Annotated in this window: 25 protein-coding genes; 8 read left to right on the forward strand and 17 right to left on the reverse strand. The window is 70.4% G+C overall.

Translation table 11 applies throughout. The features are described from left to right. Positions 1-42: 42 nt before the first annotated feature. Positions 43-201 carry a hypothetical protein gene (locus VGW35_20730; GenBank protein HEV8310095.1) on the forward strand — a complete coding sequence of 53 codons (159 nt, stop codon included), beginning with the start codon at positions 43-45 and terminating at the stop codon, positions 199-201. A gap of 182 nt (positions 202-383) precedes the next feature. Here the strand turns inward: VGW35_20730 and tatB are convergent, their stop codons facing one another. The 8 genes from tatB to VGW35_20770 form a co-directional block, all read right to left on the reverse strand. Continuing rightward, on the reverse strand, positions 384-869 hold the full coding sequence (gene tatB / locus VGW35_20735) for a Sec-independent protein translocase protein TatB (GenBank protein HEV8310096.1): 486 nt from the start codon (positions 867-869) through the stop codon (positions 384-386). Positions 870-985: 116 nt separating this feature from the next. Continuing rightward, positions 986-1,339: a response regulator gene (locus tag VGW35_20740; GenBank protein ID HEV8310097.1), complete on the reverse strand. Its 354-nt coding sequence runs from the start codon at positions 1,337-1,339 to the stop codon at positions 986-988. Between the two features lie 134 nt (positions 1,340-1,473). Then, entirely contained in the window at positions 1,474-1,722 is a 249-nt protein-coding gene (locus VGW35_20745) for a hypothetical protein (protein ID HEV8310098.1), read from the reverse strand. 158 nt (positions 1,723-1,880) lie between these two features. Continuing rightward, positions 1,881-2,798: an adenylate/guanylate cyclase domain-containing protein gene (locus VGW35_20750; protein HEV8310099.1), complete on the reverse strand. Its 918-nt coding sequence runs from the start codon at positions 2,796-2,798 to the stop codon at positions 1,881-1,883. A gap of 150 nt (positions 2,799-2,948) precedes the next feature. Then, on the reverse strand, positions 2,949-4,958 hold the full coding sequence (locus tag VGW35_20755) for an HD domain-containing phosphohydrolase (GenBank protein ID HEV8310100.1): 2,010 nt from the start codon (positions 4,956-4,958) through the stop codon (positions 2,949-2,951). A 213-nt stretch (positions 4,959-5,171) separates the two neighbouring features. Next, positions 5,172-5,417 (reverse strand): hypothetical protein, encoded by a 246-nt coding sequence (locus VGW35_20760; GenBank protein HEV8310101.1) that lies wholly within the window; start codon positions 5,415-5,417, stop codon positions 5,172-5,174. A 134-nt stretch (positions 5,418-5,551) separates the two neighbouring features. Next, a complete protein-coding gene (locus tag VGW35_20765; protein ID HEV8310102.1) occupies positions 5,552-6,424 on the reverse strand; it encodes a cytochrome c oxidase assembly protein in 873 nt (290 codons plus the stop codon). 2 nt (positions 6,425-6,426) lie between these two features. Next, entirely contained in the window at positions 6,427-7,032 is a 606-nt protein-coding gene (locus VGW35_20770; protein HEV8310103.1) for a TlpA disulfide reductase family protein, read from the reverse strand. Between the two features lie 68 nt (positions 7,033-7,100). Here VGW35_20770 and VGW35_20775 point away from each other — a divergent pair, with 68 nt between their 5' ends. Next, a complete protein-coding gene (locus VGW35_20775; GenBank protein HEV8310104.1) occupies positions 7,101-8,039 on the forward strand; it encodes a cobalamin-binding protein in 939 nt (312 codons plus the stop codon). Positions 8,040-8,141: 102 nt separating this feature from the next. On the opposite strand, the gene VGW35_20780 is transcribed toward VGW35_20775, so the two are convergent. Next, positions 8,142-8,315 carry a DUF1059 domain-containing protein gene (locus VGW35_20780; GenBank protein ID HEV8310105.1) on the reverse strand — a complete coding sequence of 58 codons (174 nt, stop codon included), beginning with the start codon at positions 8,313-8,315 and terminating at the stop codon, positions 8,142-8,144. A 15-nt stretch (positions 8,316-8,330) separates the two neighbouring features. Then, positions 8,331-8,483: a DUF3309 family protein gene (locus tag VGW35_20785; GenBank protein HEV8310106.1), complete on the reverse strand. Its 153-nt coding sequence runs from the start codon at positions 8,481-8,483 to the stop codon at positions 8,331-8,333. Positions 8,484-8,807: 324 nt separating this feature from the next. Here VGW35_20785 and VGW35_20790 point away from each other — a divergent pair, with 324 nt between their 5' ends. Further along, positions 8,808-9,197, forward strand: a complete 390-nt coding sequence (locus tag VGW35_20790) for a response regulator (GenBank protein ID HEV8310107.1) — start codon at positions 8,808-8,810, stop codon at positions 9,195-9,197. Positions 9,198-9,232: 35 nt separating this feature from the next. Here the strand turns inward: VGW35_20790 and VGW35_20795 are convergent, their stop codons facing one another. After that, positions 9,233-10,795: a hydantoinase/oxoprolinase family protein gene (locus VGW35_20795; GenBank protein HEV8310108.1), complete on the reverse strand. Its 1,563-nt coding sequence runs from the start codon at positions 10,793-10,795 to the stop codon at positions 9,233-9,235. Between the two features lie 67 nt (positions 10,796-10,862). Here VGW35_20795 and VGW35_20800 point away from each other — a divergent pair, with 67 nt between their 5' ends. Next, positions 10,863-12,242: a hypothetical protein gene (locus VGW35_20800; protein HEV8310109.1), complete on the forward strand. Its 1,380-nt coding sequence runs from the start codon at positions 10,863-10,865 to the stop codon at positions 12,240-12,242. On the opposite strand, the gene VGW35_20805 is transcribed toward VGW35_20800, so the two are convergent. After that, the gene (locus VGW35_20805) at positions 12,218-13,327 is read right to left on the reverse strand and encodes a DUF917 domain-containing protein (protein HEV8310110.1); all 1,110 of its coding nucleotides are present in this window, start codon (positions 13,325-13,327) and stop codon (positions 12,218-12,220) included. The genes VGW35_20800 and VGW35_20805 overlap by 25 nt on opposite strands. Before the next feature lie 186 nt (positions 13,328-13,513). Here VGW35_20805 and VGW35_20810 point away from each other — a divergent pair, with 186 nt between their 5' ends. Beyond that, positions 13,514-13,729, forward strand: coding sequence for a hypothetical protein (locus VGW35_20810; protein HEV8310111.1), 216 nt, complete (start codon positions 13,514-13,516; stop codon positions 13,727-13,729). A gap of 90 nt (positions 13,730-13,819) precedes the next feature. After that, a complete protein-coding gene (locus VGW35_20815; GenBank protein ID HEV8310112.1) occupies positions 13,820-14,686 on the forward strand; it encodes a sterol desaturase family protein in 867 nt (288 codons plus the stop codon). Between the two features lie 89 nt (positions 14,687-14,775). Here VGW35_20815 and VGW35_20820 read toward each other — a convergent pair whose 3' ends face one another. The 3 genes from VGW35_20820 to VGW35_20830 are packed head-to-tail and all read right to left on the reverse strand — an operon-like array spanning position 14,776 to position 17,923. Next, the gene (locus VGW35_20820; GenBank protein HEV8310113.1) at positions 14,776-15,576 is read right to left on the reverse strand and encodes a metallophosphoesterase family protein; all 801 of its coding nucleotides are present in this window, start codon (positions 15,574-15,576) and stop codon (positions 14,776-14,778) included. Further along, positions 15,561-16,457: a radical SAM protein gene (locus tag VGW35_20825; protein HEV8310114.1), complete on the reverse strand. Its 897-nt coding sequence runs from the start codon at positions 16,455-16,457 to the stop codon at positions 15,561-15,563. The genes VGW35_20820 and VGW35_20825 overlap by 16 nt, the downstream gene beginning before the upstream one ends. Before the next feature lie 29 nt (positions 16,458-16,486). After that, the gene (locus VGW35_20830) at positions 16,487-17,923 is read right to left on the reverse strand and encodes an FAD-dependent oxidoreductase (GenBank protein HEV8310115.1); all 1,437 of its coding nucleotides are present in this window, start codon (positions 17,921-17,923) and stop codon (positions 16,487-16,489) included. 109 nt (positions 17,924-18,032) lie between these two features. Between VGW35_20830 and VGW35_20835 the strand changes: the two genes are divergently transcribed. Beyond that, positions 18,033-18,863 carry an MEDS domain-containing protein gene (locus VGW35_20835; GenBank protein HEV8310116.1) on the forward strand — a complete coding sequence of 277 codons (831 nt, stop codon included), beginning with the start codon at positions 18,033-18,035 and terminating at the stop codon, positions 18,861-18,863. 13 nt (positions 18,864-18,876) lie between these two features. After that, complete coding sequence (locus VGW35_20840; GenBank protein ID HEV8310117.1) at positions 18,877-20,448, forward strand: PAS domain-containing sensor histidine kinase; 1,572 nt, start codon at positions 18,877-18,879, stop codon at positions 20,446-20,448. A gap of 207 nt (positions 20,449-20,655) precedes the next feature. Here VGW35_20840 and VGW35_20845 read toward each other — a convergent pair whose 3' ends face one another. After that, positions 20,656-21,081, reverse strand: a complete 426-nt coding sequence (locus VGW35_20845; protein ID HEV8310118.1) for a chromate resistance protein ChrB domain-containing protein — start codon at positions 21,079-21,081, stop codon at positions 20,656-20,658. A 181-nt stretch (positions 21,082-21,262) separates the two neighbouring features. After that, positions 21,263-22,183: chromate resistance protein ChrB domain-containing protein (locus VGW35_20850; GenBank protein ID HEV8310119.1), on the reverse strand; the 921-nt coding region annotated here is incomplete at its 5' end.

Genomic DNA, 22,183 nt, shown 5'->3' on the forward strand with positions numbered 1-22,183 from the left:
GTGGCCGGTATGTGGAATGCACAGGCACGGGAGGGGCTCTTCATGGGCGTCGAGCATCGCAAGGGTGAGTGGACGTACTTGACCTACGACCTGGACAAGAATTGCGCCGAATGCGGCGGACCGCTGCGAGCCGGGCAGGCGGTCGGGTACGTCCGGGGCGAGGTCGTCCACGCCAAGTGTCACCAGAAGCGCGCGGCCTGACGGCATCACCTCCCCCGCTTCGCCCCGCCTGAACGGGGCTCGAGACCCGATCCCTCAGTTCTCCCATGCCTCGGCACCGACCGCCGAGCGCGTGGTGCATCGAGGAGTGCTCCGAGCGGCGGCTTCGCCGCCGCCGCGACGGGGGGGCATCGGGGGGTCTTCCGAGACCCCCCCGAAATGACCTAGAGCGGAGCGGCCTCGTCCCGCGGCGTGCACACGGGACACGCGGCGAGCCCGAGCTCCAAGGCTTCGGCGGCCGTCTTGTACACGGATCGCTCCGGCTCGGGAATGCGAGCGACCCAGGCGCAGCTGCTCCGGTGGAGGAGCCGCCCCCCGCGCCGGCCGCAGAACGGCTCGGCGGGCGCCGGAGGAATTCCGTCCAGACCCGGGGGGGCCGCCTCGGGCTCAGCCGGGGTCGTCGGGGTCGCCGGCGGAGTCTCGGGCTCCGTCGCGCTCACCGACGAGGAGGCGGACGGCGGAAGAATCGACGAATCGTCGTTGAGGTTGAGGTTCGTCTCGACGGTCTGGCGAAATTCGTCGCTGGCGCGACGGAACTCGCGCATCGCCCGTCCGAGGGCCCGCCCCAGTTCCGGGAGCTTGTGCGGCCCGAAGACCACGAGGGCGATCACCAGCAGGACGAGCAGTTCCTGAAACCCGATGTCGAGCATGGCCGATCTGGGCCAAATCGTACACGATGGCGCAGGACCCCGCACGCCCTTTTGGGCTCAGCGGGGCCGGCGATGCGCTGCCGTCTCAGTGCGGGGCGAAGGGCGATCGACGGGCGTCAGCCGATGAGGGCCGCGACCGCGTTCATCAGGGTCTTCGGCACGAAGGGCTTGGAGACCCGAGCGTCGACCTTGAGGGTGCCGAGGTCCGCGCTCTCGGCCCCGGTGGCGAGGACCAGGATGGGGATCTTCGAGTACGTGGCGTCCTTCTGGAGGAACGTGATGAGCTCCGGACCGCTCATCTCCGGCATCCGGAGGTCCGTGATCACGAGATCGAAGCTGTCCACCTCGATCCGGCGAACCGCCTCGACGCCGTTCGGGACGACCGTCACGGTGTAGCCCGACTTCGACAGGATGTCCTTGATGACGGCCAGGATCGAGGGGTCATCGTCGACGGCGAGCACGCGTCGCATAACCCTCCCCGCAAGGTGCCGGCGGACTCCGGGCGTCCGTCTCTCGATGTCGGTACCCGTCGCGCCCGCTCATGGTAGTCCGCCGGGGGCAACCCGTCAATAGGCCCGGACGGGCCGGCCAAGCGAGCAGGATTCTACAGGGCGTGGAGCTGGGCCGTGGAGCGCGGGCCGGCCGGCCGGTCTCGACGCCGCGAGCGGAGGACCTCCACGTAGATGACGGCACTCCCGCACTGCGGACAGGGCGGGAAATCCTCTCCCCCGAAGAGGTGCATCATCTGAAAGGGCAGGTAGTGCCCCTCGTGGATCGCCGCGTACTTCGCCGACCGCGGGACGATCTCTCCCGCCGGATACGGAGGTCGGCTCGGTCCGTCGTTGCCGGTCATCGTCGTGCCTCCCGCGTTCCTCGGTCGAGTGTTCGGAGAACGCGTGCACCGGTAGGCCGTGCAAGGACCATACCGAACGGAGCCGCCGCGAGGACCTGCCATCCGCGCCAGGCCCGGCAGAGGGGCCCGGCGCCGGGGCCGCGAGATCGTCGCCCCTCTCACACTTCGATCTGATAGACGGGATGGGTCCCCGGGAACCCTCGGAGGGCGACGTTGCCCAGGAGCTTGGCGGACGCCCCTTTTGGCCCGAGGGCGCTCAGGGCATCGTGGGAGATCACCAGGGAGTTCCGCCCGGCGCCCCGGCCGTAGAGGCTTTCCATGACGGCCCCGAGCCGCACCGTCTTCAGGACGGCGAGCCCGGTTCGGTTGCCGCGCGTGTCGGTGAAGGTCGGACCCACGTGGAGACTGGCCCGGAACGCGACCTCGACGCCGGGAGGCATCAACTGGTTGACCCCCGGCAGCCGGGCGTACATCCCCTGCACGGCTTCCAGCGCCTGGTCTACCCGCTCGAAGCAGAACAGGAACCCGTCGCCGTGCCCGTCGACACACCGCGTCCCGTACTCACGGGCCACCGGGATGAAGGCCGTCTCGATCCGCCGGAGCAGATCACGGAAGAACTCGTCCCCGCGCTCCCGGATGAGCTCCGTCGACTGGATCAAGTCGAGCACCAGGACGGCCTCGGTACCGCCGATCCGCTCGGCCTCCACGCGGGCCGCCGCCGCCGCCTGCTCCCGCTGGGCCTCCTGTCGCTCGCGGGCCCAGGCCTTGTACCGGGCTTCGCGGGCGCGGGCGATCCGGGCCTCCCAGCGACGCAGCCCCGCCAGCACCACCATCCCTGCCAGCAAGGCGCCCAGCAGGATGATGAGCTCGACGACCAGGCCGACGCCGGTATAGGGGTGCGTCCAGGCGCCGGCCGGCAGCCAGTCCGGAAAGAGCCGCAGGGCGACCCACACGAGCCCCCCGAGGCTCAGGAGGACGGTGGCGAGGACGGCCACCCACCGGATGACGACGACCAGAACGGTCGGGGGGAGACGCGGGGCCGAATGCTCCTGGGATGCGTCGGAGGGACCGGCCATGACGTTCCGGGAGTGGTCTATCGGCTCAGCTCGGAGTGGCGGCGCCCGCTGCCCGCCCGCCTCGGGGGGAGCGGTCCACCCCGTCTCGGCAGGCCGCTGCGTTCCGTCGTTCCCGCCCGACGACGTCCCGCATCAGCTCGCCCAGGACCGTCAGTCGGGGTTGCGGGGGCGGCCGGCCCTTCGTGGGTCGAACACCTGGGCCTCGACGAAGAGATCGAGCAAGACCGGGTCGACACGCCCCGACCGCGCTTCGGTTCGCAAGATGTCCAGCGCCCGCTCGGCAGGCACCGCGCGCTTGTAGGGGCGGTCGGAGGCCGCCAGCGCATCGAAGATGTCCGAGATGGTCATCATGCGGGCCTGGATGGGGACCTCGACATCCCGCACCCGCCGCGGATAACCGGAGCCGTCGAGCCGCTCATGGTGGCTGTAGGCGATGAGGGGCACGCGCCGGAGCTCCTTGGTCCACGGGATCTGCATGAGGAAGCGGAAGCTGTGCGTCACGTGCGATTCGATCTCGAGCCGCTCCTGCTCGTTCAGGCTGCCCTTCGGAATGGCGAGGTTCGAGATCTCGTAGTCGGTGAGGTAGGGGCGCAGGGTGCCGTCGAAATAGGGATACCGGAGGTCGGTCAGGAGCCCGAGGTTCGTCGTGACCTCCGACCTGGTCACCGTGGGCTCGTTGAGCCGCAGGATCAGCTCGAGCTGCCGATCCGCTTCCGCGAGCCTGACCTCCAGCTCCTCCTCGAGCTGCTTGATGTGCGGGCGCGCCCGCTCCGATCCCAGCCGTGTGATGAGGTCGATGATCCGGCGCGTGTACTCGTACTGAAGAGAGCGCTTGATGAAGTCGAAGCGCGTGCGGATCACGCCCATCTCGGGCTCGTAGAGCTTCTTGGCCTTGACGAGGACGTGCTCCCGGACCCCGACCTTCCCGATGTCGTGGAGGATCGAGGCGTACTCGAGCTCCTTCAGCTCTTCGCGCGTGAAGTGCACGTCCCGGAACGGGCCCGCGGTGACCCGATCGACCACCTGCGCCAGCCCCACCGTCAGCCGGGCCACCCGATCCGAGTGACCGGCGGTGGCGGGGTCTCGTTGCTCGATCGCGGTCACCGAGGCCCTCACGATGCCCTCGAGGAGGCCCTCGATCCGGGTCAGGAGGAGCGCCTTGTTCAGGCTGACCGCGGCCAGGCTCGCCAGCGAGCTGACCATCTCCTGGTCGTGGGACCCGAACGGCAGCACCTCCGCCTCGGCCGCCTCGGGCGTGTCGAGGCGGATGCGGGGGGAGCGCTTCTTGTTGATGACCTGGATGACCCCGATGATCTCGTCGGTGTGGTCCACCATCGGGATGACCAGCATGGAGACCGTGCGGTAGGCGAGCGCCTGGTCCATCCGCGGGTTGTGGGAGAACTCGACGTCGGCCGGGAGGCGGTAGACGTCCGGGAGGTTCAGCGGCGCTCGCGTCAGGGCGACGCATCCCGCGATGCTGGCACGCGTCAACGGGAGGCGCGCGCTCTTGAGGTCCAGGCTCTTCGAGTCGTTCTGGGCCACGACGAACCGGAGCGTCCGCTCGCCCTGGGCCTCCCACTGTCCGGGGTCGGTGTCCTTCTCCTCCACGAGGTAGAGGCTTCCGGCGTCCGCGGTGGTGACCTCCCGGCATTTGGTCAGGATCAGCTCCATCAGCCGGTTGACGTCACGCTCGGCCGACAGGGCGAGGGCGACCCGGTTGAACTCGGTGAAGTCGGTGGCCTGGCGGAGGAGCTCCGTCCGAAGCCCCTGGGCCGCCTGCTGGTCGGCCAGGTAGCGGAGGGTCGTCCGAAGCTTCCGGTTGAGGTGCCCGGGGTGGCAGGGTCGCTCGAGGAAGTCGTCGACCTGGGCGCCCAGTGCCCGGACGGCCGCGTCCAGCTCGTCCCGCTCGGCCAGCACGAGAATGGACACCGGGGCCGGGGTCAGGGTACGCCGCCAGCGCTCGATGGCCGTCGGCTCCGAGCGGAGCCTGGCCCAGTCGGCCACCACGATGACCTGGTCGAAGGACGGCAGCCGCGGCGGGATCTCGCCCCCCGCCCCCAGGGGCACCATGACGAGCTCGGGGTCTTCGGTGAGAAGCCCCCGCACGGCCGTCGCTTCCTCGCCCGCCGTCCAGAGAAGGAGGCCCTTCAGCCCTCCCATCCGGATTCTCCTCCTCAGCTCCGACCCCGAGTTCCGACCGCAGGGAGCCAGTAGAGTATAATGCGAGGCCGCGCCGAGGCCTGTCAAGATTCGAGTTTACTTACGCGGGCTCCCCTGGACGGGGAGCAGGGCCTTGTAGGACGGGAGGTTGGGCCGCGCGGGAGCCTACTCTGGCGAAGCCTCCCTCACCCGCGGGGTCGGCGTCGGAGTCGCTTACTCCGGGCGGGCTGGCGTGGACGGTCCCGTCCGTCGGAGGCCGGGGCGCATCACGGCGGCCACGACCACGAGGAACACCAGGACGTTGATGGGAAGGAGGAGCGGGAGCCGACTCCGAGAGGCGTCCAGGAACGTCTTCGAGGCGCGCTCACCCGTGACGGTCTGGGCGCTCAGGGTCGCGGCGGCCGCGACGAGACAGTAGAGGGCGAGAATGAGACACAGGGCGCCAGCGGCCCGGCGCAATGTCCGCCGGTTTCGCCGGGCGCTCCCGATCCCGAAGGCTCGACGTCGCCGGGTCCGAAGCATTGCCGGAGGAGGCTGCAAGGAGAATGCCGGCTCGCGGCCCTATCCCCGGAGAGGCAGCGCCTTCGCCGGCCTCACGACCCGGCCCGGTCGCGGGGCAGGGCCGGCTCCGGCTGCTCGCGCTCGCCGGCATTCATCGCCTGGGCGACGAGCGCGAGGATGGCGATCAGGTACATGTGACCTCCTGACCACATGATCCCGCCCCCGAGCGCCTGGTCGTCGAGCGGGGTGAGGCCGAACAGCCCCGAGGCCCGAGCGTAAGAGGGATACAGCACGCGCTCGGTGAGGCCGATGACGGCTCCCAGGAGGGTGTTCTGCGCCGTCGCCAGGACCAGGTACGCGATCCGCAGGCCATAGTAGAGCCCGCCGGGCCGCGGCCACCGGCAGCGCGGTGCCGGGTTGACGATCGGCCACCAGAAGAGGATGGCGGTGCCGAAGAAGGCCAGGTGCTCCACGTCGTGAAGGACGGGAGAGCCCAGGGCGGCCTCGTACGCCGCGGGGAGATGCCAGGCCCACAGGTTCACCGCGTAGAGGAGCCCGGCGACCGGGAGCCAGGTGAGCCGGCGCAGGGCCTGACGAAGCGGACTCGCCTGGGTCAGCGCCCCCTGGAGGGCGCGGCGGACCCCCCGGGGCAGCGCCCAGATGACGAGGGGGAACGGATTGCCGAGGAGGAGACACGGCGGGGCGACCATCAGGAGAAGCTGGTGCTGCACCATGTGCGCGCTGAAGAGGACATGGGCGAGCTGCTCGATCGGCGACATGAGCGCCAGGACCACGCTGGCCAGGCCCGCGAGGTACGCGCCGACCCGCCACAGCGACGCGATCTGCCGGTAACCCTGGCGCCGAAGGCGGCACCAGCCATGGACGTAGGCGCCTCCGGCCGCGAGCACGACGAGGGCGGGGCCGGGGCGCCAGGGCCAGTCGAACCAGGCGGAACCGAAGTCCACGATCAGCGGGCCGCGACTCCGCGAGGCGGCGCCGCCAGGAGCTCGCTGATGAAGGCGCGCGCCTCGGGCGCGTTCCAGTCTCGGTACCCGAGCGCGGTGCCGATCACCGCGCCGTCCCGGCCGATGAGGAACGTGGCCGGCAGTCCGGGCACGTGAAGCTCCCGGGCGACCTGGCCCTCCGCGTCACGGAGGATCGGAAAGGTCACGCCGAGCTCGCGGACGTAGGCCTGCACGGCCCGGACCGGCTCCTGGTAGTTGACGGCGACCACCGTGAGGCCGCGATCGGTGAGGTCACGCGAGAGCGCTTCCATGGCGGGCATCTCGGCCCGGCAGGGCTCGCACCAGGTGGCCCAGAAGTTCAGGAGGATCACGCGGCCGCGGAAGTCCTCGAGGTGGACCCGCCGACCCGCCAGGTCGGACAGCGCGATCCGCGGCACGGGGGCCGGCGTCGCCGGTCGCACGATCTGAAACGCCCGGGAGCCCCCACCGAGAGGATGCTCCCGCGCGCGAACCCACACGGCGGCCACGCCCAGCGTCGCGGCGAGAATGCCCACCGCGAGCGCCAGCTCGATCCACGGCCCCCGGCCACGTCCCCCGAGGTCGGTCATGCGCGAGCCTCGAGTCCCACGAGCCAGATCATACAGGAAGGGATGATACACTGCCCCGGGGAAGGCCCATGGCAACTGCCTCCTCCCGACCGATGCGGATCTGCTCGCTCCTCCCCAGCGCCACCGAGATCGTCTTCACGCTCGGCCTCGGCGACCGGCTGGTCGGCATCACCCACGAGTGCGACCATCCCCCGGAAGCGCGCCGCCTCCCGGTCGTCACCCGGAGCGTCGTCGACCATGCCGCGAGCGGGAGCCGCGAGATCCACCGCCACGTGACCCGCGCCGTCCACGAGGGCTCGAGCCTCTACGCGCTCGACCACACGCGACTCCGGGAGCTCGACCCGGATCTGATCCTGACCCAGGAGCTCTGCGCCGTGTGCGCGGTCGCCTACGGCGACGTCGAGAAAGCGGTCCGTCGGCTCCCCGGCGAGCGCACGGTCGTGTCGCTCGAGCCCACGACGCTCCGGGGCATCCTCGAGACCATCGAGCGGGTCGGCGAGCTCGCCGGCGTGCCCGAGCGCGCGGCGGCGGCAGTCCGGGCGCTCCAGCAGCGGATCGACCAGGTGACCGAGCGGGCGGGGGCGGCGCCGACGCGACCGCGGGTGTTCGCCGCCGAATGGCTCGATCCGCCGTTTATCGGCGGGCACTGGGTTCCCGAGATGGTGCGCCGGGCCGGGGGGCGCGATGGGCTGGGTCGCGAGGGGCGGCCGTCGACCGAGATCGCCTGGCCGGAGGTCGCGGCCTACGACCCCGAGGTCGTGGTCCTCATGCCGTGCGGCTTCGATCTCTCGCGCACGATCGCCGAACTGGACGGCGCGGCGCGGCCGCCCGAGTGGCAGCGGCTGAGCGCGGTCCGCGCCGGGCAGGTCTACGCGGTGAACGGCTCGGCCTACTTCAACCGCCCCGGCCCGCGCATCGTCGAGGGGCTCGAGATCCTGGCCGAGATCCTCCACCCCGACCGCTTCCCGCGGACCGCGCCGCATGATGCCTGGCGCCGACTCGGCTGAACGACCGGAGGGGCCTCGACGGCCCCTCCGGACGACACCCTGTGCCCGAACACACCGCGAGCGCCGGCGCCCCGGCGCTCGCCAGTCGTTCGGCGAACGCGGCTACTTGTCCTTGATCGCCGCGCGGACCTTGGCGGCCACGTCGGGCGGGATGGTCGTCATCCCGTGGTCCTTCTTCGCGTGCTCGGTCGCCTTGGCCATCACGTCCTCGGTGTCCATCCCCTCGACCACGGCCTTGCAGCCGGGCATGAGGTCACTGCAGCGCAGGATCTTCATGTCGCCTCCAACCTGTCAGATCCGCCCCATCAAGAGCAGGATGATCAGGATCAGTAGCACGAGCCCCAGCCCACCGCTCGGGTAGTACCCCCACCCGGAGCTGTAGGGCCAGGTGGGCAGCGCGCCGATGAGCACCAGAATCAGGATAATCAGCAGGATCGTTCCCATGTCGCCCGCCTCTCATGACTCAGTGTGGACGCGACGGTCCCATGAATGGTCGGGGCGAGCAAATCCGATGCCGAGTTCGCCTGACCGGCTATGGAATCGCCCCGGGGTCGAGCCGTCACTCACTCTCGAAGGTGCCGCTCCTTGAGCTGCTCCCGGATGACCCTCTTGGCGAACGTCCCGACGCTGCCGACACGCTTGACGCCTGCGGACGGTCGGCGTACGGTGGACATGGCTCGCGACGCCCCGGCCGTGGCCTCGAGCGCGTCCCCGTCGGAGTGCGTCGGATCCGTTTCACTTCCCTTTGGGGTGCGGAGGCTGGCCGGGATGACGGCAGGATCGCGCGGCAAGATCCTCGTGGTCGACGACGATGCCGGGATCACGGCGACCTTCGAGAAGATCCTCCGGGGCGAGGGCTATGAGGTGGCCACGGCCACCGACGGGGTCGAGGCCATCGAGCGGGCTCGCGAGGAGTCCTTCGACTTCGTCCTGCTCGATCTCGTGATGCCGCGGATGGACGGCTTGACCGCCCTCCAGTACCTCAACACCGTCGCCCCGAACGCTCGGGTCGTGATCCTCTCGGCGTATCTGGGGCGCAACTGGGAAGCCGAAGCCCTGCGCCTGGGGGCCGCGGCCGTCATGCCCAAGCCGCCCGACATCTCCAAGCTCCTCCGGCTGTGCGAGGAGCTCGTCCGTCGGCCCGCCGCTAGCCAGTAGCGCCGCCGCGGCTGCCTCCTCCGGGCCCGCGCCCGTCACTCCGCGGCTTCGGCGGCGGGACCTCGGCTGATGTCGCCGACCGCGCGGACACGCACGCGGAGCGAATTCCCCGGCAGATAGGCCAGCGGCAGGTCCTCCACGTCCACCACCTCGAGCGTCCGCGGGTCGGCCCCGGCCTGGACAGCCCGCGCTTCCGCCAGCCGGCGCGCCTCCGCGAGCGCCTCCTCGCGCGAGAGACCCTGGAAGATCTGATCGACCTCCCCGCTGACCTGAGCGATGGCCGCGCCCACCGCGTTCGCGACCGCCCGATGCGGCACCTGGACGACCTCCGAGATGCCGGGCAGCGTCTCCGGCACCAGAAAGGCCGCGCCGCCCACCGCCACCAGCGGGGTCGGGCCGGCGTCGGTCCTCACGCGGTCGACACCGTCCTCGAGGATGTCGTGGATGCGGGCGAGGCAGGCCTCGACGAGCTGGGCGGAGAGCCCGGCCACCCGGCCCCGGTCGCCGAGGTCCACGAGTCCGGCCGCCACCGCGATGTCGGTCGAGGTCAGCGTGGGCCCGCCGAAGACGCGGCCCAGCTCCGTGAGGCGATAGCTCACGCTCCGCGGCCCGACTCGGACGGCGGGCTCGGTCGACACCAGCGAGCCCCCGCCGAGGCCGAGTGACAGGAGGTCGGGCATCCGGAAGAGCGTCCGGACGCCGCCGACCTCGACGACCGCGTTGGCCTCGCGCGGGAAGCCGCGGCGCAGGCAGCCGATGTCGGTCGTGGTCCCGCCGACGTCGATGACCACCGCGTCGGCCAGCTTCGAGAGGAACGCGGCGCCCCGCATGCTGTTGGTCGGGCCCGACGCGAAGCTGTAGACGGGAAAGCCTTCGGCCGCTTCGGCGCGCATCACCGTGCCGTCGTTCTGGGTGAGGTAGAGCGGCGCCGACAGCCCGCTGACCCGGAGCGCCGCGACGAAGGCGCGCGTGGTGCGGCGGGCGAGATCCACGAGGCAGGCGTTCAGCAGCGTGGCGTTCTCGCGCTCCAGGAGGCCGATCCGGCCGAGCTGATGGGAGAGAGTGAGGGCGACGTCCGGACACTCCTCCTGCAGGATCGCGGCCGCCTCGACCTCGCAGGCCGGGTTGAGCGGCGAGAACACGGAGGCGATCCCGACCGAGCGGAGGCCCGACTCGCGGATCCGACGGGCGACCTGCCGCATCCCGCCGGTGTCGAAGGGCACCAGGGGGCGCCCGTCGACCTCGTGGCCGCCCTCCAGCATGAAGACCTCCCCCCGCACGAGCCCGGCCAGGTCGGCCGGCCAGTCGACGAAGGGCCCGAGCGAGGCGCTGGCCGGAAGTCCGATGCGGATCGCCGCCACCGGCGTGAGGTCTCGGCGCTGCACGATCGCGTTGGTGAAATGAGTGGTGCCGATCATCACGGCGTCCACCCGATCCCGGTCGGCCCCGGACTCGTCGACCAGGGCAGCGAGCGCACGCGTGATCCCGCTCGTCACGTCCCCGGTCGTCGGGGTCTTGACCGCGTGGACGACGCGCTCACCTTCGAGCAGGACGGCGTCGGTATTGGTGCCGCCCACGTCGATGCCGATCCGCCTCATGTCCGGCTCGGCTCCCGTTGTTCCTTGCCGACAGCCGGGCCGTCGCCTATCATCGTAGCCACCCGGGATGAAGCGCCAACCGCTGGCAGTCATCGCCGACGCCGCTTTCCTGATCGCCGGTCTGTTCGTCTTGTACACCGTCTTCGGCGGTGCAGTCCGATGGAAGACCGCGCTGTTCCGGATCACCCTGACCGAGCCGACCCGCCCGCTCCAGATCTGCCTCCTCGCGCTCGTGATCAAGATGCTGTTCGGCCTGGAAAGGGGACTGTTCGCATCTCTCTCGACCCGGCGGCTCCCCGCGGTGAGTCCGCTGGCGGCCCGACTCCACCAGCTGGATCGGTATCTCCACGCGCTCTTCGTTGCCCACTGGGCGAACCTGGTCCTCGTGGTCGCGGTCGTGATGGGCTCGCTGGGTCTCTTCGAGCTTTACTCCCGGCAGTTCCCTCAGACCCTGCCCCAGGCGCTGGGGAACCACCTGGCCACCGGGTACCATACCGGCCCCTCCGGAATCTACCGGTATTCGTCCGAGCTTCGGATGAACCTGATGCGGCCCAGCTACGAGCGACGCATGTACTTCAATGGGTACACCTGGCATCACAAGACCGACTCGCTCGGGTTCCGCAATCCGGTCGAGCGCGCGACCGCATCGGTCGTGCTCCTGGGCGACTCCATGGTCTACGGGCACGGTCTGGAGGAAACGTCGACCGTCCGTCATCACCTGGAGGCCTTACTGGGACAGCCGGTGGCCAACCTCGGCATCCAGGGGAACGCGATCCACCAGGAATACCAGGTGCTGAAGACCTACGGCCTCAGGCTTCGCCCCCGGTACGTCTTCCTGTTCTTTCTGGCCAACGACGTCGACGACCTGGGCGCCGCGCTGACAGACAGCGAGCTCATCGCCTTTCTCAAGACGTCCGTGACCGACCATACGACGCCGTACTTCGAGATCGACCGCCGGCCGGCCCGGCCGTTCGATCTCGAAGCATACCTGGCCGAGCTCTACGTCGTGAAGGCCTTCGATTTTCTCTGGCAGTCTCTGCGCGCCCACGGGCTGCGACGGGCCGAGGCCGCCGAGGCGCACTGGCGGACGCTGCCGCCGTTCCAGGACAGGCCGCGGATGGCCCTGGCGATGGAGTTTCACCTGCACGCCCTGCGGAAGATCCAAGACCTCGCCGACCGGCATCGCTTCGCCTTCGTGAACGTCTTCACCTATACGGGTACGGGTGTATTCCCTCAGGAGCCGATCTACGAGGGCCTGCTGGAGTCGTTCTGCCATACCCACGGCATCGCGTTCCTGAGCCTGAGATCGCCGGTCGAGCAGGCGATCGAGAGCGGCCAGGACGTGTTCCTGAAAAGGGACGGGCACTTCTCGGACCGCGGGGCGAGCCTGGCGGCCGAGGTGCTGGCCCGGTACGTCGACGATCACCCGCCCCCGGCACGCCCCTGACGCGGGCCTGGCTGCCGAAAAACCGACCGGAAATCCAGGTCGTAGCCGAAGGCGCGCGGCCCCACGTGCTCGAGGCCCTTGGGCGTCAACAGGATCGGCGGCGCCGGCAGGGCGGCCACGGTGACCCGCTGGCCGTACCGCAGGGTCTCCGTCCCGATGGCCTCCCCGGAGACGGGGTCCAGGACGCAGATCAGATCGGGCGTCATCACCCGCGGCTCGCCGTCGAGCCACCCGGCGGCGAACTCGTTCTGGAACGCAAGCGTGAAGAACCGCCCCTTGTACTCGTCGAGCCCGTCGATCGCCGTCGTCCCGCGCAGGAACCCCTCCGTCGTACGCCGGCTGACGTCCTGCACCTTGCCCTTGAAGAGGAGGAGGCCGCCCTCCGCCTCCAGCACGGCCTGCACCGGATCGCGGTGGCCGCGTCGGGCCGCCTGCACGATCTCGCCGATCCGGATCGCCTTCGTCACGGTGTAGAGGATGCCGCACTCCTTCACTTCTCGGCCGGTCCGGGGCGCCTTGCAGGTGGCGGCGGTCGAGCCGACCTCGGTGGTCACCCTCCGCGAGAGCCGCTCCATCCACTTCCAGCTCGCCGCCCGGGCGACGATCACCACGTTGTCCCGCACGTCGGCCAGCGTCAGCGGGTACATCGGGAGATCCTCGATGGCGAAGCTCGTCATCTGGGCCTCCGGGAAGGCCCGGCCCATGGCGTCCGCATCCACCACCGGGATGTCGAGCAAGGCCGCCGCCATGAATGGCACGAGCGCGTTGCCGCCCCCGATCTCGACCGCCATCACCGCCTGGAAGCGACGGCCGAGGTACGCCTCCATCAGGCGGACGGCGCGGGTGATGACCTGGGGGTCCTGGAGGCGCTCCTGCCCGACCAGCGGCGCCCCCATGTAAGAGACCACCGCCACCAAATCCTGGTCGGCCAGGGCGACGGGATCCATGAGCTTGACGATCGTGCCCTGGCGGTAGAGCGTGCGCAAGTTGAGCAGGCCGTGATACGGGCTGCCGCCCCCGCCGGTGCCGAGGATCCAGGCGCCGATGGCGAGCGATTCGATCTCCGCTGACGACACCGCTCTCACAGGCGCCGGCTCTTCGTCCCACGGGTCTGCGACCCCTCGACTCGCGGCATGGAATCGATCTCCATCGTCGAGAAACAGCTACAAACAGCGCGCGCCGCTATCGAGATGCAACGATGTGGGCCTTCCCAGCGTCTAAACAGCTGAGGTCTCATACATCTATATCCCCCAAACACGGGAGGGCATCTCATGGGTCCGTACGACAGCCGGTGCAGCACCCTCGATCCGGGCTTGACCGTCCTGGCACTGCGGGGACTCCAGAACCGTGATCGGCACTACCCCTTCCTCGAGCGCCACACGCGATGGGCCAAATCGCGAGGCCCCTCGCCCGCGCTCCGAGGTCTCCTGGCGAGCTGGTTCCCGACCGTCCGCGGCCTCCTCGGCGCACGCCTGTCGGCGGGATAGGGACCGCGTTCTCTCCCGGCGGACGCCTCACCGAGGGCCGGAGCGGATGACCACGAGCCCGGCGTCGGCGCGGGCCGTGCGAGTGCGACGGTGACCCGAGGCTCCTCGATCACGCTGGCCGGGCTGGTGGCCGGCGCGCTCCTGGGGCTCCTCTTCGCCGAGCGCCGGCGCCCGCTCCGGCCCCGGGTGGAGCGGACGCTGCCGCACACCGGGCGCAACGTGGTCATCGCCGCTCTGGGCGCCGTGGCGACCGGCCTCACCGAGGCGGCCGTAGGACAGCCGGTCGCCCGCTGGGCCGCCGCTCGTCGAGTCGGCCTGCTCCGCGTGCTGCCGGTCCCGCTCCAGGTGGCCAGGGGCGTCGCCGGCTTCCTGCTGCTGGACTACACGCTCTGGCTCTGGCACCGGTGGAACCACCGCGTTCCCCTCCTCTGGCGCTTCCACGTGGTCCACCATGTCGACCGGGACCTCGACGCTTCCACCGGAATCCGGTTCCACTTCGGCGAGCTCGCGCTCAGCACCGGATTCCGAGTCGGCCAGCTCCTCCTCCTCGGGATCGAGCGCGAGACCTTCTTCGCCTATCAGGGCGTCCTCATGCTCTCGGTGTTGTTCCATCACAGCAACCTGCGGCTGCCGCTCGCGCTCGAGCGTCGCCTGGTATCGCTGGTCGTGACGCCTCGCATGCACGGGATTCACCACTCCGTCGTCGAGCACGAAACGGACAGCAACTTCTCGAGCCTGCTGACCTGCTGGGATCGGCTCCACGGCACGCTGCGGCTGAACGTGCCGCACGACGCGATCGCGGTCGGGATCCCCGCCTATCGGAGCCCGGCCGAGGTCCGACTCGCCCGCGTGCTCGCCCTGCCTTTCGAGCGCCAGCGGCCCAGCTGGCAGTTCCCGGACGGCGAGCGGCCTCGCCCCGGGCGGACCGCAGGCTCGCGCGCCCGCCTGGCGCCCTGACCTCGGCCATCCGCGGCTACCCGCGCCCACGTGGCCCGACCGCCCACAGCCTAGCCGGCCTGTTTGACTCCTCTCGTCAGGGTGGGACGTCAGAACCGGCCGCGGGCCCGCTCCTTCACCGGCAGCGACTCGAGACAACAGGTCCACCACCCGGTACGGATGGTCTCGGCGAACTCCGACGGGAGAGCCTCCTGCTCCATCTCGCGGGCGAGCGCCTCGTGGTCGTAGTGCACCGGCACGAACTCGACCACGAGGTCCGGATCGGCGGTCAGGAGGGCATACCAGACCGCGGAGGTCCCGTCGTTCTCCGGTCGCCCGATCACCCCGACGTTCACGGCATGCCGGCCGCTCGGCAGGGCGCGCCGCCACTTGATCCCCGTGTGGGTGACGCCGAGCACGTCGGCCTCGTAGCGTCGGAAGAAGTGCTCCAGGAGGCCGTTCGGTGTCGTGCTCTCCCAGAGGAACTCGTTGATCTGGCGCGGCGAGCCGTGGACCAGGAGCAGGCGGTAGGGGCCGAGCGCCAGGCGCCGCGCCGGAGGCAGGCTCCCGAGCCATCGCCGGTTCTCGGTCGAGGTATGTCCCAGCGTGTAGGCATACGAGAGGTGGGCGAAGCGGTTGTCGCGTGGATCGGTGTAGCCGCAGCCGCAATCGGTCCGCCCCTCGGCGATCGACAGGTCGTAGTTGCCCTGCAGGCAGTGGACGCCGGCGTCCCGGAGGAGCGGGAAGACCCGGTCGGGATGCGGGCCGAAGCCGCCCACATCGCCCAGACAGAAGACGGCTTCCGCGCCCCGGCGGCGAGTGTCGGCCAGCGTCGCGTCGAGAGCCAGGTAGTTGCTGTAGACTCCGCCGATGAGCGCGATGCGCCGGTACGAGCTCAGAAGTTGGCGCATGACATCCCGGTCTCGAAACAGGTGTAACACGCCGCGTGATCGAGCGACGCCGGCCCGAGGGCGTCGGCCAGGCGGCCGGTCCCGACCCTGGCCTGCCGCAACCCGGCCAGGATGGGGCACGCGTAGATGCCCCCGTCCGCGATGGCCCGCGTCTCGGTACACTGCAACCGCGCCGTGTCGTAGCCGTCGAGAAGCTCGGGCGTCAGGCGCCGATCCGGCTCCCGACCGGCCAGCCGGCCCATCGCGAAGATCGGGATGATCTTGATGCGCGGCCGATCCACGCCGGCCTCCAGGAGGAGGCGTCGCAGCCGGTCGTAGAGCCCCGGCCCGCGTCCGGCCGCGGCGACTTCCGTCGCCGTCACGATCGGGTAGAGTCGCCGGGCGCTCAACCGGCAAATGGCCGCCAGCGCGCGATCGAAGCTCCCGTGACCGCGGACGGCGTCGTTCTCGTCGGCCGTCGCCCCGTCCAGGCTCACGCGGATCTCCAGGGAGTACGCCGCGGCTGCGGCCAGCGCGGCCAGGCGATCGGCCATCCCGTCGTCGATCAGCGTGCCATTGGTCAGGACGGTGGTCGGAGCCACGGCCAGGGCGTCGGCGAGCAGGTCGAGGAGTTCCGGATGGAGGAAGGGCTCCCCGCCGGTGAAGTAGAACTCCCGGACACCGAGCTGCTCGGCCTCCTCGATGTAGCGACGGATACCCGTCGCGTCCAGTCCCGGAAGCCAGGGGTGCCGCGGGCCGCTCGCGTTGAAGCAGTGCCGGCAGGCGAGGTTGCAGAGGGTCCCGGTGAGCTGGAACCAGAGGCTCCGCAACTCGCGGAATGGCGCGGCCGGCGCCGCCGTCTGCGCGAGTCTCCGGGCTCCCGCTCCTTCGTTGTCGTTCACGACGAGGCTCCAGGCCGCCTGTCTTCAGCTTAAACCCGACGGGCCGCAGATCGAAGTCGGCGCCACGCCCCCAGCGCGGCCCGCAGGAGCCGGCCGGCGACGCCACCGAAGAACCGGTCTGCGACCACCGTCCCGATCGCCTGCTGGACCGCGTCCGAATAGGTCGGGTAGACGTGCATGGTGGTGGCGATCCGGCGGGGCCGGAGACCGAGGGTGAGAGCCAGGGCCACCTCCGTGATCGCCTCCCCGGCGCGCTGCCCGACGATGGTGGCGCCGAGGAGCGCGCCGTCTCCACGATGGATGAGCTTGACGAAGGCCTCGGCATCGTCCTCGCACACCGCCCGGTCGATCAGGGCTCCGTCCCGCCGGGTCACCCGCACCCCCTCCCCCAGCCGGCGCCGGGCCTCCGCCTCGGTGAGGCCCACGTGCGCGACCTCGGGATCGGTGAAGGTCGTCCACGGCACGACGTCCGTGACGCCGGCGCCGCCGAAGGGCAGGAGCGCGTTGCGGACAGCGTGGAAGGCCTGCCAGCCCGCAAAGTGGGTGAACTGATAGCCGCCGACACAGTCGCCGGCCGCGTAGATGTGGGAAACCGTCGTGCGCAGCCGGCGATCCACGGCGATCCCGTCGGTGGCCGAGTACTTCACGCCGATCGTCTCCAGTCCCAGGCCGTCGACGCGAGGCGTCCGCCCGACGGCGACCAGCAGCAGGTCGCCACGGACCTCGCGATCCGCCACGCGCAGGACAGAGGTCTCCCCGTCGCGCCGCACCGCGCTGACCCGGCCCTGGACGAGATCGATGCCCTCGCGGGCGAACACCCGGCCCAGCGCCTCGGCCGCCTCCGGCTCGTCCCTCGGCAAGAGCCGCTCGCCGACGAGCGTGACCTCGGCCCCGAGCCGGCGGTAGGCCTGGGCGAGCTCGACGCCGACCGGCCCGGCCCCGATCACCAGCAGGTGCCCGGGCAGGCGATCGTTGTCGAAGATCGTCTCGTAGGTGTGAAACGGGACCTCGCGCAGCCCCGGGAGATCCGGGACCCTCGGCCGCGCCCCGGTCGCAATGACGATCCGGCGGGCGCGGAGCGACTGGTCGCCGACCCGGATCGTGTGGGGATCGGCGAAGCATGCCGGTCCGCGCACGACCTCGATGCCTCGCTGGCGAAGCGCGTCCGGCGTCTCGCGCCGGGAGACGCGTTCGATCGCTTCGCGGACGTACGCCCGGACCCGGCCCATGTCGGTCTCGGCGGGCGGCGCGGAGACGCCGTAGCGGGCCGCCGTACGGACGGTGTGGGCCGCCTTTGCCGCCTTCAGGAGCGCCTTGCTCGGCACGCAGCCGGTCCAGGTGCAGTCGCCACCGATGTGGTGGCCCTCGACCAGCGCGACCCGGACACCGAAGCGAGTCGCCACCTCCGCTGCCGCCAGGCCGGCGCTGCCGGCACCGATGACGACCAGGTCGTGAGTATCCGACATGCCTCGCCTCCGCGGCGTCTCAGCTGGCGGCCGGTCCGCAAGGCCAGCGGCTCGGCGTGCTCGGGGTGGCCACACCGGGGCCTGGCGGCGCCCCTGGTATGATAGGGCTATGTGGAGCGGACACGTCGAGGCCCGCGGCGCCGCCGAGTGGCGAAGTCTGCTGGCCGCCCCGGTTCCCGGTCAGCACATCGCGCAGCTCTACACCGACCCGGAATTCCTCGCGTGCGCCGTCTGCGACTTTGCCGCCGAGGGTCTGCGCGCGGGTGACGCCGTCATCATCATCGCCACCCCTCCCCACTGGCGGGAGATCTCGGACCGGCTCGAGAGCCAGCGATTCGATCTCGACGACCTTCAGCGCCGCGCTCAGCTGACCGTTCTCGATGCCGCCTCGACCCTGGCCAGGCTGCTGGTCGACGGCATGCCGGATCCCGAGCGATTCCAGGCCGTGATCGGGGCCGCGATCGGAGCGGCCAGATCCGCCGGGTACCGGCGCGTCCGCGCCTTCGGGGAGATGGTCGACCTCCTGCGCCGGACCGACGTGACGGCAACCATCCGTCTCGAAGAGCTCTGGAATGACCTCCTGGCCACCCACGGCGCTTCGCTCCTGTGCGGCTACTCCATGGACCCATTCGACGCGGGTATCTACCGTGGACTCCTGCAGCGCGTATGCGCGGTGCATTCCGATCTCATCCCCGCGGAGGACTACAGCCGGCTCGAGGAGGCGGTCGAGCGCGCGTACGCCGAGGTGTTCGGGTCTGCCGACGACGCCGGCTTTCTGCGTCGCGTGTTCCTGGCCGAGTATCCCCGCCCATCCGCGATGCCGGATGCGGAGGCCGCCATTCTCGCCGCCCGGGAATTCGTCCCGACGACGATTGCCGGACTCCTCGAGAAAGCCCGGGACCATTATCAGGCGTCCGCGGCGCCCCGCTTCGGCGACTGAGCCGGGAGAAGCCGTGGAGCCGGCCCGAGTCGAGCGTCGCCGGAACAGGCCCGAGGACCTCGTCGCGGGCCACCTGGCCGCGATCGTCGACTCCTCGGACGACGCGATCATCAGCAAGAGCCTCGACGGGATCATCCTGAGCTGGAACACGGGAGCCGAGCGCTTGTTCGGCTACTCCGCGGCCGAGGCGATCGGGCAGCCGATCACCATCCTCATCCCGCCCGAGGACAGCGGCGAGGCGTTCGAGATCCTCAGCCGGATCCGGAGAGGCGAGCGTGTCGATCACTACGAGACCGTCCGCCTGCGGAAAGACGGACGTCCCGTCCACGTCTCACTGACCGTTTCACCGATCCGCGATCCCGGGGGGGCGATCATCGGCGCGTCGAAGATCGCCCGCGACATCACGGAACGCAAGACCGCCGAACTGACGATGCTGCAGCTCGCCGCCATCGTGGCCTCATCCGACGACGCGATCATCGGCAAGAGGCTCGACGGCATCATCGCGAGCTGGAACGCGGGCGCCGAGCGACTCTACCAGTACGCCGCCGACGAGGTGGTCGGCCGGCACATCAGCATCCTCGTGCCGTCCGACCAGCCCGATGAATTGCCCGACATCATGGCGCGCCTGCGGCGGGGTGAGCGGATCGAGCACTACGAGACGCAGCGCATACGAAAGGACGGGACGCGCATCCACGTCTCCGTCACGATCTCCCCGGTCAGGAACGCCGCCGGCGAGATCATCGGGGCCTCGGCGATAGCCCGCGACATCAGCCAGCGGCGACGGCTGGAAGAGGAACGAGGGCGCCTGCTGGAGGAAGAGCGCGAGCTTCACGCCGCCACCCAGCGCGCACGGCGGGAGGCGGAAGCCGCCAGTCGGGCCAAGGACGAATTCCTGGCGATGGTCTCGCACGAGCTCCGCAGTCCGCTCAATGCCATCGCCGGGTGGCTCCACATCTTGCGAGTCAAGCGGGACGATCCCGCGCTCTTCGACCGGGCGCTGACCACGGTGGACCGGAACACGCGGCTGCTCGCCAAGGTCGTGGACGACTTGCTCGAGGCCTCGCGTATCGTCGCCGGGCAGATCAGGGTGAACCGGCAGCCGGTCGACATCCCACCCATCGTGGAGACCGTCCTCGACACGATGCGGCCGGTCGCGGCCGAAAAGGGCGTCGTCCTCGAGTCGACCATGGACCCGTGGGCCGGACCAGCGCTGGGCGAGCCCGAGCGTCTGCACCAGATCATCGGGAACATCGTCGGCAACGCCATCAAGTTCACGCCGTCCGGGGGTCGCGTGGACGTGCGGGTTCGAAACGATGCCGCGCATGTCGAGATCGTGATCAGCGACACCGGCCGGGGCATCCCTGCGGAGTTCCTGCCTCACGTCTTCGAGGCCTTCCGGCAGGCGGACGCGGACAGCTCCCGCGCCCACGGAGGTCTGGGCCTCGGCCTGGCCATCGTGCATCATCTGGTGAAGCTGCACGAAGGGACGGTGAAGGCGGAAAGTCCCGGCGTCGGGAAGGGCGCACGCTTTACCGTCCGGCTCCCGCGGTTGAGGGACGAGGGGATCGGCCCGCCCGTCCTCTAGCCACGCTTCCGCGGCCCAGAACCCGAGTCGGGCCTGCTTTCTCGTACCCGCTTTCTCCCTGCTAGGGTCGCCACGAGCAGTCATGGGGTCCCACCGCCGCGTGTCTCGCCGCGAGTACGGTCGCGCGCCACGTAGAGGCGCGCCCTTCCCGAATGCACCGCGGCGTGGTCGCGTTCGAGATGATCGCCTCGGGACCGGCGTCGACGCCTACCGCCCGCGGGACCGGCAGTACGCATACAGGGCGTCGTACATCGGGAATTGCCGCGCCATGTTGTCGAAGTCATCCCGAGCGATCTCGCGGAATCCGGAGGCGGCGGCATAGAGTCCCGCGGACTCCGGCGTCAGCTCGCGCGCGTCCGTATCGGCGCCCCGCACGATGGGCGCCAGGGCGTGGAGCGCGGGATCCTCCAGCTTGAATTCGTCGAGGAACGCGTCGAACGAGCATCGCTCCCCGTGGTGTCCGAGGCGGACGCCTGGCACATCGAATGCCGTCGCCGCCTCCCGCCCGGCGACCTCGAGGACCTGGTCGGCGGGCACGAACAGGAAAACGGGCTCGTTGTCGATGAATCGGGTGATCAGCCACGGGCACGCGATCCGATCCACGCGCGCCTTCTCTCGAGTAACCCACTTCATGATGTCGCCTCCGTTCTATCCCCGCGCCCAGACGCTGAGCAGGCCCGCCGCGGCGCCGCCGGCAATCGGCACGGGCTCCGGCACTGTGAACCGCCACGGGAGCACCGGGGCAACGCGGAGCAAGTGCCCGATCCTCGGCCGTGGGTGGTTCCCGTCCGCCGCATCTCGCCGAGCTGACGCATCATTCGGCGTCGCTCTCCGCGTACGCAGCATAGAGAAAGTCGAACAGGATGAGCGCGTGCTTCAGGAGCTGGTCGTCGTCGCGGCTGCGCTGCTTGGCACCCGCGAGGATCGTCGCCACCCCGGGGGCCTCGCTGACGGGGATCCCGCCCGCGTCGAGATAGTGGACGACGTCGGCAAGCCTCCGTAACGCGCCGTCCGCCTCCAGCCCGAAGCTCCGCAGGAGGACCTCGAAGGTCACTCGATTCTCGACGTGGGTGAACGGCGCGCCGTCGAAATCGAATCCCACCGCCTTCCTGGGCAGGGCGGTGGGTCGCTCGAGCCACAGGAACGCTGCAGCGGGATCGATGTGCCGCTTGATCAGCCAGGCGCAGGCGAGACGGTCGACCCAGGGCGCCTTGCGCGTCGCCCAGACACGCCCCCGGTAGTTCGCCGGATCGAGCCGAGGGATGGGTCCGCTCCCTCCGTGGGGTTCGCCGGGACTGAGGATCTCCATGGCGGCCGCCTCGGCCTCGGTCAGCGCGGCCTCGGCTTGCCCCTTGGCTGCACCCGGAAAGAAGTCGATGGCGGCGATCGCGTCGAACTGCCGGCGCAACGCCTTGCTCTGACGCCGGACGGCGCTCGGCCCCTGGCTGGAAAGGCCCGCCCGGGCTCGGCCGATCTCGTCGGCCAGCGTGGCATAATCCTTCGTCCGATCGAACAGCGCGCGCAACGCCTCGGCCTGGGCCTCGTCGCGGGGGGCCACGCGCAGCACGTGGGCACTGCCACCCGTCTCCGTGATTTCCCCCGCCAGCCGCGTCAGGACCTCTTCCAGATCCGGCCGCTCGGGCAGCACGTAGACCCCATCGCGCAACACCGCCGCCCCCGTGGCCTTCAGGGCGCGCCAGACGCGCATGCGCTCCGTGGCGCTCTCCGTCGGGAG

The organism is Candidatus Methylomirabilota bacterium (assembly GCA_036005065.1).
Lineage (GTDB): Bacteria > Methylomirabilota > Methylomirabilia > Rokubacteriales > DASRDR01 > DASYQW01.